Origin of the sequence: Methanothrix sp., assembly GCF_030055635.1 — an archaeon.
Lineage (GTDB): Archaea > Halobacteriota > Methanosarcinia > Methanotrichales > Methanotrichaceae > Methanothrix_B.
This window is the reverse complement of the sequence record NZ_JASFYM010000002.1, coordinates 133,503-147,830: the sequence shown is the minus strand read 5'-3', so window position 1 is coordinate 147,830 and position 14,328 is coordinate 133,503. Positions and strand designations below refer to the sequence as shown.

The 14,328-nt window shown below is 56.4% G+C and carries 13 protein-coding genes; 3 read left to right on the top strand and 10 right to left on the bottom strand.

Annotated elements, in window-relative coordinates; translation table 11 throughout:
- Nucleotides 1-139 precede the first annotated feature (139 nt).
- Genes QFX31_RS01675 through cofH form a run of 3 tightly spaced genes read left to right on the top strand, consistent with a single transcriptional unit; the run spans nucleotide 140 to nucleotide 2,578 of the window.
- Nucleotides 140-1,048, top strand: coding sequence for an RsmB/NOP family class I SAM-dependent RNA methyltransferase (locus QFX31_RS01675; RefSeq protein ID WP_348530409.1), 909 nt, complete (start codon nucleotides 140-142; stop codon nucleotides 1,046-1,048).
- Between the two features lie 16 nt (nucleotides 1,049-1,064).
- Nucleotides 1,065-1,481 (top strand): hypothetical protein, encoded by a 417-nt coding sequence (locus tag QFX31_RS01670; protein ID WP_348530408.1) that lies wholly within the window; start codon nucleotides 1,065-1,067, stop codon nucleotides 1,479-1,481.
- Between the two features lie 23 nt (nucleotides 1,482-1,504).
- Nucleotides 1,505-2,578 (top strand): 5-amino-6-(D-ribitylamino)uracil--L-tyrosine 4-hydroxyphenyl transferase CofH, encoded by a 1,074-nt coding sequence (gene cofH / locus QFX31_RS01665; protein WP_348530407.1) that lies wholly within the window; start codon nucleotides 1,505-1,507, stop codon nucleotides 2,576-2,578.
- A gap of 226 nt (nucleotides 2,579-2,804) precedes the next feature.
- On the opposite strand, the gene QFX31_RS01660 is transcribed toward cofH, so the two are convergent.
- The 10 genes from QFX31_RS01660 to cdhA form a co-directional block, all read right to left on the bottom strand.
- Nucleotides 2,805-4,751 (bottom strand): aconitate hydratase, encoded by a 1,947-nt coding sequence (locus QFX31_RS01660; RefSeq protein ID WP_348530406.1) that lies wholly within the window; start codon nucleotides 4,749-4,751, stop codon nucleotides 2,805-2,807.
- Nucleotides 4,752-5,179: 428 nt separating this feature from the next.
- Nucleotides 5,180-5,602, bottom strand: coding sequence for a hotdog fold thioesterase (locus QFX31_RS01655; protein ID WP_348530405.1), 423 nt, complete (start codon nucleotides 5,600-5,602; stop codon nucleotides 5,180-5,182).
- 230 nt (nucleotides 5,603-5,832) lie between these two features.
- The gene (acsC, locus tag QFX31_RS01650) at nucleotides 5,833-7,245 is read right to left on the bottom strand and encodes an acetyl-CoA decarbonylase/synthase complex subunit gamma (protein ID WP_348530404.1); all 1,413 of its coding nucleotides are present in this window, start codon (nucleotides 7,243-7,245) and stop codon (nucleotides 5,833-5,835) included.
- Nucleotides 7,246-7,250: 5 nt separating this feature from the next.
- A complete protein-coding gene (gene cdhD / locus QFX31_RS01645; RefSeq protein ID WP_348530403.1) occupies nucleotides 7,251-8,609 on the bottom strand; it encodes a CO dehydrogenase/acetyl-CoA synthase subunit delta in 1,359 nt (452 codons plus the stop codon).
- Nucleotides 8,610-8,621: 12 nt separating this feature from the next.
- Complete coding sequence (locus tag QFX31_RS01640; RefSeq protein ID WP_348530402.1) at nucleotides 8,622-9,383, bottom strand: AAA family ATPase; 762 nt, start codon at nucleotides 9,381-9,383, stop codon at nucleotides 8,622-8,624.
- A 13-nt stretch (nucleotides 9,384-9,396) separates the two neighbouring features.
- Nucleotides 9,397-9,588, bottom strand: a complete 192-nt coding sequence (locus QFX31_RS01635) for a hypothetical protein (protein WP_348530401.1) — start codon at nucleotides 9,586-9,588, stop codon at nucleotides 9,397-9,399.
- Between the two features lie 55 nt (nucleotides 9,589-9,643).
- Nucleotides 9,644-9,832 (bottom strand): hypothetical protein, encoded by a 189-nt coding sequence (locus QFX31_RS01630; protein ID WP_297757118.1) that lies wholly within the window; start codon nucleotides 9,830-9,832, stop codon nucleotides 9,644-9,646.
- A 16-nt stretch (nucleotides 9,833-9,848) separates the two neighbouring features.
- Nucleotides 9,849-11,258: a CO dehydrogenase/CO-methylating acetyl-CoA synthase complex subunit beta gene (cdhC, locus tag QFX31_RS01625; protein ID WP_348530400.1), complete on the bottom strand. Its 1,410-nt coding sequence runs from the start codon at nucleotides 11,256-11,258 to the stop codon at nucleotides 9,849-9,851.
- Between the two features lie 49 nt (nucleotides 11,259-11,307).
- On the bottom strand, nucleotides 11,308-11,856 hold the full coding sequence (gene cdhB / locus QFX31_RS01620; RefSeq protein ID WP_348530399.1) for a CO dehydrogenase/acetyl-CoA synthase complex subunit epsilon: 549 nt from the start codon (nucleotides 11,854-11,856) through the stop codon (nucleotides 11,308-11,310).
- A gap of 5 nt (nucleotides 11,857-11,861) precedes the next feature.
- A complete protein-coding gene (gene cdhA, locus QFX31_RS01615) occupies nucleotides 11,862-14,279 on the bottom strand; it encodes a CO dehydrogenase/acetyl-CoA synthase complex subunit alpha (RefSeq protein WP_348530398.1) in 2,418 nt (805 codons plus the stop codon).
- Nucleotides 14,280-14,328: the final 49 nt, after the last annotated feature.

Genomic DNA, 14,328 nt, shown 5'->3' with positions numbered 1-14,328 from the left:
TGAAAGCAGTGGTGATAGTATTTCGAAAGCGATGACCCGCGAAGCTCCATGATGAGATCTGCTCTCACGGTATCATCTGGAGCAGGTGCTTTTCTCAGAGGCCAAGATATTTTGCCGATAAGCATTCACCACACCGCACATGGGATACGAGCACCTGGAGAGGTACCGCGATATTATACCCGATTTCGATGCATTCCTGGATTTCATGAGCAGGCCGCTGCCGGTGACCATCAGAATAAATACACTGAAGACCTCTGTCCCCGAGCTGCTCTCCAGGCTGGAGCGGCTGGGGATCGGGTACGAGCGCATGAGCTGGTATCCGCTCGGGCTGAGGCTGGATGCAGAGAAGCCGGGAAGGCTTATGGAGTTTCACATGGGCCTGATTCACGTGCAGGAGGAGATATCCATGCTGCCGCCGGTGGTCCTCGACCCGCAGCCTGGCGAGCGGATACTGGACCTCTGTGCAGCTCCCGGCGGAAAGGCCGCGCAGATGAGCATGCAGATGTCGAACAGGGGGATGGTGGTCGCGAACGACAGCTCATCGGCACGCATCGTGCCGCTCCGGGCCAACCTCGAGAGGCTCGGCGTGGTCAACGCTGTTGTCACATCATATGATGGTAGACGCTTTCCGCAGTACACCTTCGACAGGGCGCTTGTAGATGCGCCATGCTCGAGCGAGGGCACCGCTCGAAGATATCCGGGAGTGATCGCAAGGTGTTCTTTAAAGAGAAGCATCGATCTGCAAAACCTGCAGGTATCACTCCTGCGCAGGGCGATACAGCTGACAAGGCCAGGAGGGGTTGTGGTCTACTCCACATGCACGTTCGCTCCGGAGGAGAACGAGGGGGTTGTGTCCAGGGTGCTCGATCTCGCTGATGTGGAGGAATTCACGATCCCAGGTCTCCGCTCAAGCCCTGGTCTGGCATCTTGGAACAACACCGATTACGGCGAGGAGCTCGTGAAATGCAGAAGGTATTATCCGCACGAGAACGACACGGGGGGATTCTTTGTCGCGAAGCTCCGCAGAAGGCTTTCAGCTGGTGAATAAAGATACAGTGGTAGCGATGTGGAAGGAGAGATTTGACATCCCTGAGGAGGTGTTCGAAGGATACAGCTTCTTCAGGCGCGGCAGAATGATATGGGCGTTCAGCCTTCCGGAGATCCCGCCGTTCAGGTGCGAGAGCATCGGGATGAGGGTGATATCGATGCGCGAGAGCCCGTGGAAGCCGACCACCTACGCGCTACAGCTCTGGGGCAGATACGCGAGAAAGAACGTCATCGATCTGGATGATGAGATGGCGAGACGCTTCTTTGCGGGCGAGAGTCTGGAGCTGAGAGCACCGGCGGAAAGGGGTTACGTGGTTGTCAGGCACACGGGCTCTGTGATAGGCTGCGGCCTCTACACCCCCGGAAGGCTGATCTCGCAGCTGCCCAGGGAGCGCAGAATTCTTGAGGTTGAGGACCAAGGGGCGTCGGGATAACACCTGCCCTGGAGAGGCGCATCATGAAGTCCCTGAGTGATTCCATCTGTGAAGCCGTCCTGAGCGATTCCAGAGACCATGCAGATCTGAATCGCGAACTCATGCGATCCCTCTGGCGGAGCCCGATGAGGTTATTCTCCCTCTCCCGCATGCTCCAGGAGAGCTGCTGCGGGAGGAGGGTGACATACGTCATAAACAGAAACATCAACTTCACCAACATCTGCGTTGGAAGCTGCAGGTTCTGCGCGTTCAGGAGGAGAGATGGTTACATCCTGACACATGAGGAGATCGTTCAGAAGGCAGCGGAGGCTGAGCAGATGGGTGCTACCGAGATATGCCTCCAGGGCGGGCTGGCGCCAGGGCTCACTGTGGAGAGCTACTGCGAGATGCTGGAGATCCTGAAGTCAAACTTCCCCCGGATGCACCTCCATGCGTACTCGCCCATGGAGGTGATGCACATGTCTAGGTGCTCCCGTGTTGATGTGAGGGACGCACTCCACTCCTTGAAAGATTCAGGTCTCGATTCGATGCCAGGGACGGCAGCCGAGCTGCTGGTCGATTCAGTAAGAAAAGTGATATGTCCGGACAAGCTCACCACCGGAGAATGGTCTTTCATAATAAGATCTGCGCACGCGATGGGCATACCCACGACCTCGACGATGCTCTACGGCCACATCGAGAGCTTCGAGGAGAGATTGAGCCATCTGGAGGTGATCAGATCGATACAGATGGAGACCGGAGGGTTCACGGAGTTCGTGCTGCTCCCATTCGTCCCCGGGAACACAGAGCTCGGAAGGATATCATCACCTCCGGATATCCTTGAGAATCTCAAGATGCACGCGCTCGCAAGAGTTGCGCTTTATCCGTACATCACAAACATCCAGGCGAGCTGGGTGAAGCTCGGCAGGGAGGTCGCAGGCGCAGCGATAGAATGGGGTGCCAACGATCTCGGCGGGACGCTCATGGAGGAGAACATATCCAGATGCGCGGGATCCAGAGAGGGACAGTACATGTCTCCGGATGAGTTCCAGGACCTCATAAAGAAGCACGGGAGGATACCGGTGCAGAGGGATACGCTGTACAGAAGTATAGGCTGATAAGCAGAAGAGCGCAAACTCCGGCCTTCAGGCCGGAGAGCAAGTCACATCCAAGAATGCATCCAGATGCCAGCGCGTGACGGATATTCCATGGTCCGGACAGGCGGTGCCCGCCGGGCTCAGTATCCACGCATGATCTTCAGGATTATCCTGGCGATCATGTAGGCTATCAGGAACACTATCACATAGAAGAGTATCTCAGCGGCCTCCAAGCATCAGACCCCCTTCATGCAGATACGCCCCTCACCGTGTACGGAAGCAGCCCTCCTGCGAGCAGTATCTCCCTCTGCCGCCTGCTAAGCTCCAGCCGGAGCGGGATCTCGCGGTCGCCGGCCATCGCCCTCACCTCAGACTCCCCGCTCTCCAGCGCCTTTCTGATACCAGGCACTCTCATGCTCATGCCCTGCTCGATGATGTCGTAATCCGACTCCCGGACGAAGTAGAGCGGCAGTATCCCGAAGTTCACGAGATTCGCGGCGTGTATCCTCTCTATGGATTTCGCCACGACCGCCTTAACGCCGAGATACATCGGGCACATCGCAGCGTGCTCCCTGGACGATCCCTGGCCGTAGCTCAGACCCGCCACAATGATGTTGTGCAGCCCCTTATCACGGAGATCAGCAGCTCTTCTGGAAAACTCCGGATCCAGCGGCTCGAATACAAATGTCGAGTACTTCGGCACGTTCGACCTGTACTTCAGCCGCGAGCCAGCAGGCATTATGTGATCCGTCGTTATGTTGTCCTCGACCTTTATGGTGACTATCCCTGTAATGCTCTCAGGCATCGGCGCGTTCCTCGGCGGCTCACCGATGTTCGGACCTCTAAATATCTTAACCCTCGCCCGATCAGCAGCGGGTTTTGGTGGGATGATCATGCTGTCGTCTATCTCAAACCTCTCAGGCATCTCCACCTTTGGGTACTCCATGTTCAGATCATTCGGGTCAACAAACTCGCCCTTTATCGCGGCCGCAGCAGCAACCACAGGGCTCGTCAGGTAAACGTTTGCGCTCGGAGTTCCGGATCTGCCCTTGAAGTTCCTGTTGCTCGTCCTGACCGAGACGGCGTCTGTGCCGGGCGACATGCTGTTGCCTATGCAGAATCCGCATGCGCTCTCCAGGATCCTGGCGCCAAAGGCTATGAGATCGTCGAGCGCGCCGCTCCTGGCCATCATCCTGAGAACCTGCCTCGAGCCTGGGGCGACACCGAAGCTTACGTTTGGAGGGAGATGTCTGCCCCTGACCATATTAGCAACGGTCATCATATCCGTGTACGATGAGTTGGTGCACGAGCCTACGAGCACCTGATCCACAGGAGTGCCCACCACCCTGCTCAGAGGGATGACGTTTCCGGGGCTGTGGGGCGCTGCAACAAGCGGCTCGAGCTCAGAGAGATCGATCTCGATGCTTTTATCGTAAGTGGCATCCCTGTCAGGAGAGAGCGGCACCCAGTGCTCTACCCTCCCCTGGGCTGCGAGAAACCTTCTGGTCTGCTCATCGCTCGGGAATATCGAGGTCGTGACTCCGGTCTCAGCGCCCATGTTTGTGATCGTGGCTCTGTCAGGCACGGTGAGCCCGGTAACTCCATCGCCGGTGTACTCGCAGACCCATCCCACGTTCCCCTTCGTCGAGAGGATCTGCAGGACCTTCAGTATGACATCCTTCGGGGTGACCCAGGGCTGGAGTTCTCCTGTCAGATGCACCTCCATCACCCTTGGGGCTGTCAGGTAGTAAGGCCCGCCACCCATGGCCACAGCCACATCGAGCCCACCCGCGCCTATTGCTATCATCCCCAGGCCACCACCTGTTGGTGTGTGGCTGTCAGATCCGAGCAGCGTCTTTCCGGGGCGCCCGAATCTCTCAAGATGCACCTGATGGCATATGCCGTTACCCGGGCGTGAGAAGTATATGCCATAGCGCTCAGCGACCGACTGGAGATACCTGTGATCGTCCGCGTTCTCGAACCCTACCTGTATCGTGTTGTGATCAACATAGCTCACAGAGAGCTCTGTGGCTATGCTCTCAAGGCCCATCGACTCGAACTGAAGATAGGCCATGGTGCCGGTCGCATCCTGTGTCAGGGTCTGGTCTATCCTTATGCCGATCTCGCTTCCCGGCTCATACATTCCATCAACGAGATGATCCCTCAGGATCCTCTCCGTCAGGGTGTATCCCATCCAAGTGACCTCCACAAGCAAGATATGAGATGCATCCATCCTGCTGCGCGATCTTCCGGAGATACCTCCAGCATTATGAACCGCATGCCCTGGTGGTAGCTTTGAACCCAGCACACATCACATCGAATTCAGAATTCTGCGACGCGCATCATCCATCACACAAACACAGGCATGCATGATGAATGGGCACTCACTGCAGAAACTTTCAGCGCTCGCAGGGAGATCTGTCGCATGCGAGTTGCATCCGGAAGCTATGCTTCTACACATTCCATCCAAATAATATACAGTTTTCTGTGGCGGACGAGACGGCTTGAACTGTGATATCCTCAGCTGAGCAGCGCACCGTGAACCTCAAGATCGTACAAGTTTGGTTCTGCGTTACTCCCTCTCCGGCCTGAAGGCCGGAGCTTGCGCACTGTTACTATCTATCACTCGAACTGGATTTTCTCGTCCCTCCGGTATGCCATCGCAAGGCATGCGGCCTTCAGCTCTCCGTCCTGGTTTCTGACCTCGATGTTGTATGTTGAGATCCGCCTTGTTCTGCTGATCTCTCTGGCCTCAGCATAGAGCGTCTCATCCGGAGCCGCGGGACGAATGTAGTCCACGGTCACGCTTATCGCCACAGCGACTGTTCCGTGAGAGTTTGCAGCTGCACCGAACGCCTGGTCTATCAGGGAGAATATCGCCCCACCATGGACTGTTCCGAAGAAGTTCCTGTTATCACCAGATGGCTCCATCTCGACCTTCGAGTATCCCTCCCTTAGCTCAACAAGCCTCATACCAAGCCTTCGTGCGAAAGGCTGCTCATCGACCTTTGCATGAAGCCTCTCCAACATCCCAGCTGGTTCCATGGGAGGTGCTTGTCAGAGGATGTACATAAAACCCATGTTCTGATGGCCTATCAGCTCCTATAGATCGTCATTTCGCAGGAAGATGCGGCCCTCGACGCCATCTCAGGAATCGCATCTTCTACAGCCGGAAAAGCCGAGAAGCAGAATCAGCAGCATGAGACCATGTGGACAGGGTGTATTGGAATACAAAAAGAAACAGAAAGCGACAGGGGGCTTCAACCCCCTGGGCTTCACTTCGGTGGCCAGTAGCTCTTCATCCAGTCGACTATGCGTCCGGAATCCTCTGGTCCCACCAGGATCTTCACCTTTCCTCCGAAGAGGTCCTCGAGCTCGCCGCTGAACTTCGCGGCCATACCTGGCAGAACGATCGACGGATACTTCATCTTTGTGAGGTCGAAGTCGGCCTCCTTGAACGCATCGACGATCTTCTGCGGGTTCAGCTGGCCGCCTGCGACCGATGCCTGCACACCGATACCGTCTGTGTTGATGGACATTATGTAGGCATCGATGTTGTTCGAGGCGACATCCGACTCGACTGTGTAGTAGGTGAGGGCGAAGTTCGTCGTGACAAAGACCGGCGACTCCTCTGTGGGGTTGCCGACCTTGTAGATGCCGGGCTTGACCTGGACAGGTCTCCTCGGGTCGGTGTAGATGTTATACCTGAGGTGCATGTCAGGCATCACGCAGTGCGGCTCGATGCAGTGCTTGATCATTATAGAGGCGCCGCGTATGACGAATGTCGCTGTGAGGATGGACTCCCAGTACGCAGCCCTCACCGGGTCCTTGGTGGTGAACCATGCGTTGATCGGCAGGGCGATCGTCGGATAGGCGATATCCCTCTGGCCCTCCTCGAGCGCCGCCCTTCTGAGCTTGAGGAGGTTGTGCAGCGACTCCTGGAGCTTCTTGCCGTTGGGCGCTGTTCCGAAATCCAGGATGAGATCGTGGATGCCCATCTGCTCGAACGTCAGCGCCATCGACTTGAGGCCGTCAAGATCGAAGGGCACGCTGAGAACAACGGGCACGTTGAACTCGTGGACGAGCTTCGCGACCTCCTGCCAGTTCTCCTTGTTCGCTGCATAAACCAGAGGCCTGGTCTTCGCTGCGACCTCGAGGCCGGCCCTCAGGACCTTCGGATCGAAGGAGCAGAGTATCATCGGATAGTCTGTGGTCTCCATCACCTTCTTCACGCACGCGGCGAACTTCGCGGGATCGCCAGAGGTCGACCGGACCGCGATCATCTCCACGCGCTCCCACTTGCCTATGTAGAACTTCTTCCACGTGCTGATCTTCTTCACGCGCTCGACGAGAGCTGCCTCGTCCATTGTATCAGTGACATCGTATGCGAATGGCGGCTTGTTGAAGAACGTCATCTGGTGGCGGTACATGACATCCTCGCCGCCGACCTTCAGCTCCTTCTCGCCTGTGCCCACATAGACGAGCCTTATCTCAGGGGCAACTATCGACTTGAGGGTCTCATACTTCTTCGCGTACTTTTTATCCTCAACCAGCGGTGTGCACTCCTCGACGCGCTTGGACCTGTCGATAAGAGCTGCTGCAAATGCCATGCACGTCTGCAGCCCGCACTTTCCGCAGTTGGTCTGAGGCAGATGCTTGTAAAGGTTTAGGGGGCTCTTTTCCTTCATCGCTATCAGACCTCCATCTTGACCCAGTTGGTTAAATCAGGAGTCTGCGCATCTATCAGTCCCATGAGAGTCTGAGTGATCTCCTGGAGGTATGCGACCGCAAGAGGATGCATCATCATGAACAGATCAACGCCTGCCATCGCAAGCGAGAATCCGGTGATGATCTCCCAGATCGGGCCTCTGAGCATCCTGTCGCCCCAGTCCGAGTCCTCCTTGTTGGGCGAGCGGACCATCCAGGCCTCCCTGACGCCCCATGCGTTTGTAGTGCCTGAGGACATCGGGAATGTGAGCTCCTCGTCGCCCTTCAGCGCTCCGAGCCTTATGCGCTCCATGTTGGTGTACGCGAAGTCGAGACCGTATGCGAGGGCAGCCGTTGTCGGATCCATAACTATGGACTCCCTCGGCACTCCGGCGACCTTCATGAGCTTCCTGTTGAGCTCCTTCTGGGAGTTGATCTCGAGCTGCGTCCATGCCAGGCATACATGACCATTGTCCACACACGCCCTCCCGATCTTCTCCCAGTCCATGTTCAGGTTGGCGCTTGCGATCAGCGCGCGCTCGCCCTGTGCGACCTCTGCAGCAGCCTTGAGGACCTCAGGATCCTTGTCCGGGTTGCCGGAGCCGCCGATGCATATCGGAACGTCCACAGCCTGGAGGACCTCCTCGACCGTCTTGGCTGCCTCTCTGGGAGGTGTATCCTTCAGGAGGGGATCTGTGCTTATGAGGTGTATTGTGACGAGATCAGCGCCGAACTTTGTTACAGCCTTCTTCGCCCACTCGCCGGGATCATTGACGACATCCTCATAGTGCATCTTGACCGCCTTTGCCATTCCGATGGGCATGTCGAAGACGTCCATCGTGACCACGGGCCTGTGCGGCATCGGCGCATCGTAGAAGAACGGCAGCGCCTTCTCTCCGCCTATCTTGATCGTGTGACCTCTGCTTCCGCCATCTGCCTTCGTGGCTCCAAGCGTGACCTCCTGGATCGGATACTTCCAGGTCTCGTCGATTCCGACCTGGAACTTCGCCTGGACCAGGCTTGTGGCGACCTTCCACTCCGGTACCTTGGCTGCGGCCTCTACGACCTCAGCAGGGGCTGGAGCTATCGCATGCGCAACTGCGGCAGGCTGGAGCAGAGCATCTACCGGATATCCCATGCTCCTGGCGAACTTGACGAGCTGCACTGCGATCTGGGCAACCTCCTGGCCGAAGTAGTAGGCGAAGAGCGGCCCTATGCCGGCAGCCCCGGTATCTATCTCGATCTCTATATCGCCCTCGATGGATACTCCCTCGATGGCCTCAACGCCGTATTCCGCCAAAGTCTTGTTCAGATCTGACAACTTGATCTTCTTCTCCTCTGCCATATAAATCACCCTTCAAATACCAAGAGCCTTGACGACATGCTCCTCGATCTCCTTCACCGCGGGCGTATCGTCAGGCAGGTTGATCAATGGGTCTCCCACCAGATCGAAGCTGGCTAACCTCTCATCATAGGGGATTGTGCCGATAACATTGAGGCTGACGGACCTGGCGTTCTCGATGATCTTCTCCTTATTGCCCTCTGTCACCTTGTTTGCGATGACGTAGAGGTTGTTGTACTTCAGACCCAGCTCCGAGGCCAGCTCCCTTATCCGCTCACCTGTGGTGAGACCACGCCTGGAGGAGTCAGTGACCACGATCAAAGAGTCCAGGTCAGGGATCACCTTCCTGCTGAAGTGCTCCAGGCCTGCAGCGGTGTCTATGATTGTGATGTCGTACTGATCTATCAGCCTGTCCATTATGCCCCTGAGAAGGTTGTTGACAAAACAGTAGCATCCAGAGCCCTCGGGTTTGCCCATGACCAGAAGATCGTAGCCGTTCTCCTCGACAAGGATCTCGAAGATCTTCGCCTCGAAGAGCCTCTCCTTGTCCGTGTCCGGCGGTGTGGTGTACCTGGCCTCCTGCATGAACTCCCTCATATCCCCAACGGTCTTCGTGACCTCCACGCCCAGAGCATCAGCGAGGTTCGAATCTGGATCTGCATCGATCACCAGAACACGGTATTTCCTGCCGCTCTTGATCAGATACCTGACCAGAAGAGCGGCGACTGCAGTCTTGCCAGTACCGCCCTTCCCTGTTATCGCTATTACTCTCCCCAAGATCTAGCCTTCCTTACTTCTTCTGCTTGATGACTACTTCCTGAATATGTACAGTCGCACCTCTGAGCTCCAGGATGATTCCCTGAGAACCAGCAGCGGGCGCAAACATCGGTGCAGCAGGTGCGGCAGCCGCAGATGCGGGAGCAGCCGCGGGAGCAGCTGCGGGTGCAGCAGCTTCCTTCTTCTTGAGCACTAACTTGGCCATATCCAAAACCTCCCTCTCAATCTCCCTCAGCAAAAATATAGAGGAGACAGGTGTTCTACTTCGCCAGAACCACCTTGTCTATTGTTATCTTCGCGTCCTTCAGCACCAGCTTTATGCCAGCACCGCCGGCCGCGGGCATGGCGAACGCCGGAGCTCCAGCAGGTGCGGCAGCCGCAGGGGCTGCGGCAGCAGGAGCGGCCGCGGGCGCAGCCGCCTCCTTCTTCTTCAATACCAGCTTGGCCATTTCAAAATCCTCCAACTCACTCTAGCACGCCATCGGCCTGGAGTGCCTCGACAACCTGCATGAACTGCCCCTCGCTCATGAGGAGCTCGTTCTTCACGTTGTCTGTATCGATCTCTCCTCCATACTTCTCGATGAAGGCGATGACCTTCTCCTTGAGCTCGTCTGTTATCTCCTCAAACTTCCAGCCCTCGGTGATCTTCTTGCCGTCAACAGGCCTCACAACACCCGTCACGACAGGATGGTCGACCTTGAGCAGGAACCTCTTCAGGGACTCTAGATCCTTGGCATCGTCCTCGGTGGCGATCTTGTCGTACATCTCCGCGGGTATTCCTTCCTTCACCCTCTCCTTGAGCCTCTTGGACATCCAGACTATCCTGCGCCAGCCGCCATCTGCCTGGAGGAACTTCGGGGAGAAGTAGTAGAGAACTCCCATTCCGAGGAAGCCGACGACCTGCTTGCCGCCGCCTGTCTGTCCGGCCATGGTCGAGAACGGCAGGCCATTAGGAGCAGCGCCCTTGAAGTCGCGGTCCGCGATCCCTATTCCGTCGACCTCAGGCATGTAGAAGCCGATCGTCTCGAAGCAGCCGCATGAGGTGTGTGGTGCATCGAAGAAGGTGTACAGCTTCATCACCGTGTACTCGCCGCCGGATCTCTTTGCAGCCATCTGGTTGATGCTCTCATACTCTCCAGTGATCGGGTCCTTCAGCCCCTCCTTGGGTATCGGGAACTGCGGGCCCTCCGGGTCGACCTTGGACGCAGCGCGGCCATCGAACCATGTGATGGCACCGCAGAGCGAAGGCCTGTCGGGCGTCACAACGCATGCGCTTGTGGGGGCGAACGCCTGGCAGAGAGTGCAGCCATAGAAGACATCCACGTCTTCATCGTGCAGACCCTTCGCCCTCTCGTCCCTCGCCTTGTAGACCTTCATCGCCTTCTCCAGCTCCTCCTTTACCTTCGCCGGGTCCGTGACGATTGTGACCTCCATCTTCTCGATGAAGGGCATCTCGGCCTTGTACAGGTTGATGACAGGCTTGAATATCTGCTCCCATGATGTGACGCCCTTCTTCTGGAGGCTCTTGCCCAGCCTCATCCAGATATCGTACCTCTGGTTGAGGTGCATGAGGCCGCTTATGTAGGAGAGCAGAGCGTGGTTGCGCCTCTCTATGATCGACTCCAGGTCCTTCTCGATCTTCTCGCCTGCGACCTTGAATATCATGCCGAAGGGGATCGTTGAGCCCTCCTTGACATCCTTCAGGTCAGGCCCGATGATCGTGACCTTCCCGTCCTCTACCTCGTCCATCGAGGCGGCCAGTGTCAGCTCGAATCCGTCTGCCTTCGGTCCGCCCATCTCTACCCACAGGTCTTCCTTCCTTATGCGCTCCCCCTCGTACATCGGGGATATGTCCAGTTGAATCTCTTCAGCCATTTCTACACCTCTCCTAATACCAAAATAAATTTTGGAATTGTTATTCACATCACTTCTTCAGTATTGCAATCAGCTCATCGATCGCCTCGTGGTATCCTGCAGAGTCGAACGCCAGGTTCCCGAATGTCATATCAGCGTTGACATGGTAGTACCTGTCAATGGAGATGCGCTTGATGTCCCTGTTGAAGTGCTTCAGCGCGGAGAACATGGCGTTGGCGAACTTGTAGAAGATACCCATGAAGATGACCACATCGTAGTGTCCCTGCCCATCCAGGCCCTTCCAGTCCTTGAACCGGAGGTAGTTAGTCAGAGGATGCAGGCCGATCTGATAGACGTTCGTCGTGTACCCTCTCTCGATGAAGCCCTTGATCGTGTGAGCTGTCGCTGCGATGGTCATGTTCTTCGCCTTGGCGATCTCTATCGCCTTGTCGAACATGATCGGGTCGTCGAAGAGCTCTCCTCCCACGACCAGCAGCGGCCTCTTGGCCTTCTTTATGATGGCGCCTATGACCTTCACAGGATAGGCCTTTGCCATCTCAGGCCCCGGGATCTGGGCCATCTCAAAAGGTATGGGGTTTTTGGTTGTATCGACTGCCATTTCCCTCACTTCCTGACCCTAATCTTCCTCTCGATGTTGGTCGGATCGAAGCTCACATCCGCCGGCCTGAGCGGACCCTCGATGATCTTCTTCCCCTTCCAGTCGATCTTCCAGCCGTACTTCTCCTCGAGCTCCTTCATCATCTGATCCTTCCAGGCGAGCGGAATCTCGGATGCGTGCCTGACATATACCGGCCAGTCATCAGGCAGCTTGCCGAAGTACTTCATGGATATGTCGCAGTAGTGGGTCAGCTTGATCATCCTGCCCATGGAGTTGTCGCTGGGCCTGAAGCAGAGCTTGGCCATCATCAGCATGGCCTCCTCCTTTGTCTCCGCCACGTATAACAGATGCTCAGGAGCAGGCTCGACCCTCACCTTGGAGCCATCTCTTGCATCTATGACGACCCAGTCCTCAGGTACATCCGCCCTGCCCAGGAACGCCCTGCGGTATATCACAGAGTGCGGCTGCACAACAACAGGCACGCCAAGTCTGTTACATCCCGTGGCAATGGATGCAGCCTTCTGCGAGTATGCACCCCACGCAATGCCGCACGCTCCGACCTTGGAGAGGATGTAATCCGCGATATCATCCCAGTTAGCCCTGTGATTCCTGTGGGCGAATATCGTGGCGACCTTGATCGCAGCTCCGCCTATATGCGAGTTGGCTACGCATGAACCCACGTTGCATATGTTCCTGCCATCAAAGCCACCCGGGTACTGCTCCCATATGGTCTTGCCCTCCTCGTTTGTGTAGAGGGACATGTCCATTGCCATGCATCCGGAGGTCACAACAATGTAGCCACGGTCGACGAACTCCTTGGCGATGTCATATGCCTCCTTTGTGCCATTCGGATAGTTGCTGCATCCGACCAGCGCAATAACGCCAGGTATCGTGCCAAGGACGATTGGAGCACCAACTGTCCTGATCTCTGTATCCTTTGCCGGACCTCTGCCTGCCCTCATCTTGAACTTCTGGTTCTTTATGTACTCCCTGTTGGCATACTCATACATCTTGAGTATCGGGAGATCCTGCCTGCAGACCTGCTCGCATCTGCCACAGCCAACGCAGACCTCGTACGTGGAGGAGAACGGCTCGAGGTTGCCTTTGGCTGCTTCCTCCATGAGATGGCTTATTCTTATGTGTGGTGGGCAGACGAAAGCGCACTCGTTGCACTTGGTACAGCTCGAGACCAGCTTCTTGAACTCCTCTTCTGTAAGAATGCTTTTAGCCTTAATCTCAGCGCGCTTCGGCTTAACAGCAATCGCTGTCTTGACGCCAACCTCACCTGCCTTCATCGGGTCAAGTATAACAACGCCCGGCACCCTGAAGTTAGCGAGATCATCAACTATGGCATCGACTGGATCATTTGTCCTGTCCTTCAGACCGTACATTATCTTGTCGGTGGTTGCGATGACGGGGATCTTGCGCTCCTCGCAGTCCTTAAGCGTATCACACCACACGCACTGCTCATCGACCATCACCACATCCATGATGCCGGCCCTGACCATCTTCCGCCACCATCCGATCGCGCCGGCGACCTTCGCCTTGGGTCCGAGATTCTGCGGCAGAATCGACGGATTCCCGGCCTCGGTGATCCTCGTCAGGTCGTGGGCTGTACAGCAGACGCCTCCAATATCCACCTTGTCCCAGAGTTTGTTGTTCTCGATGTAGACCATCGCCTCGGCACCTGCCGCCAGGTTATGACCGTATGCGATCAGCACAGCCTTGTTCTGATCGAGGGTCCCCATTCCGATCTCAACGAGGGGAGCATTCGGATCACCGCGCGGCATGTCGTAGGCCACTACCTGGAGCATATCGCAGATCTCCATTCCGAGCATGTCCAGCATTCCTGCATGCAGTGCCTTGGACTCGAAATCCGTGTAGCTGCCTTCCTGGCCGGTGTGTGTTGCCGCGAGGAGATTTGCAACCTGCTCCTCAATGTATGTAAGCCCCTCTCCGAACTCCTTCAGCGTCCTGGGCTTCTTACCCATGACCGTCTGGTATATCGGCGCATCATAGAGGATCTCTGACCCCATATCGAACTTCATATCGCCGAAGCGATCCATCACCCAGTGATACAGATGTATTCCATGTGCGGTGTGAGCACATGTGCCCATCAGGCATGCGACTAGAACGATCTTTCCGCACGTCCCCTCCATGTTTATGCCGCATGCTCCACGCTTGTTGCCGGTGAGGTCACATGGGCCGTATGTACACAGTGTACAGGTATCGTCTGCAGGCGCGTAGAATATTCTGTAACGGTTCAAAATCTTGAAGTCCCAGTCGCGCAGGGTTGCGATCTGTGGCTTCGGGAACGGACCCATCGGCTGGTCCCATTCCTCCTCCTCCTTAACGACAGCCCCTATGTTGATCTGGACATTCTTCATGTCCTCAACTGTAAAGCTGCCCTCGAGCTTTGCCATTGGGTTCTTGGCCTCCTTTCCTGTATATGCAGCTCACCCTATGCGCGAA

Bases quoted from the DNA above. Each gene is read 5' to 3' on its own strand.
- cdhD (WP_348530403.1), bottom strand. From the start codon at position 8,609: ATGGCAGAGGAGAAGAAGATCAAGTTGTCAGATCTGAACAAGACTTTG.
- QFX31_RS01660 (WP_348530406.1), bottom strand. From the start codon at position 4,751: ATGGGATACACCCTGACGGAGAGGATCCTGAGGGATCATCTCGTTGAT.
- QFX31_RS01675 (WP_348530409.1), top strand. From the start codon at position 140: ATGGGATACGAGCACCTGGAGAGGTACCGCGATATTATACCCGATTTC.
- QFX31_RS01630 (WP_297757118.1), bottom strand. From the start codon at position 9,832: ATGGCCAAGCTGGTATTGAAGAAGAAGGAGGCGGCTGCGCCCGCGGCC.
- QFX31_RS01635 (WP_348530401.1), bottom strand. From the start codon at position 9,588: ATGGCCAAGTTAGTGCTCAAGAAGAAGGAAGCTGCTGCACCCGCAGCT.
- cdhB (WP_348530399.1), bottom strand. From the start codon at position 11,856: ATGGCAGTCGATACAACCAAAAACCCCATACCTTTTGAGATGGCCCAG.
- QFX31_RS01670 (WP_348530408.1), top strand. From the start codon at position 1,065: ATGTGGAAGGAGAGATTTGACATCCCTGAGGAGGTGTTCGAAGGATAC.
- QFX31_RS01655 (WP_348530405.1), bottom strand. From the start codon at position 5,602: ATGGAACCAGCTGGGATGTTGGAGAGGCTTCATGCAAAGGTCGATGAG.
- cdhA (WP_348530398.1), bottom strand. From the start codon at position 14,279: ATGGCAAAGCTCGAGGGCAGCTTTACAGTTGAGGACATGAAGAATGTC.
- cdhC (WP_348530400.1), bottom strand. From the start codon at position 11,258: ATGGCTGAAGAGATTCAACTGGACATATCCCCGATGTACGAGGGGGAG.
- cofH (WP_348530407.1), top strand. From the start codon at position 1,505: ATGAAGTCCCTGAGTGATTCCATCTGTGAAGCCGTCCTGAGCGATTCC.
- acsC (WP_348530404.1), bottom strand. From the start codon at position 7,245: ATGAAGGAAAAGAGCCCCCTAAACCTTTACAAGCATCTGCCTCAGACC.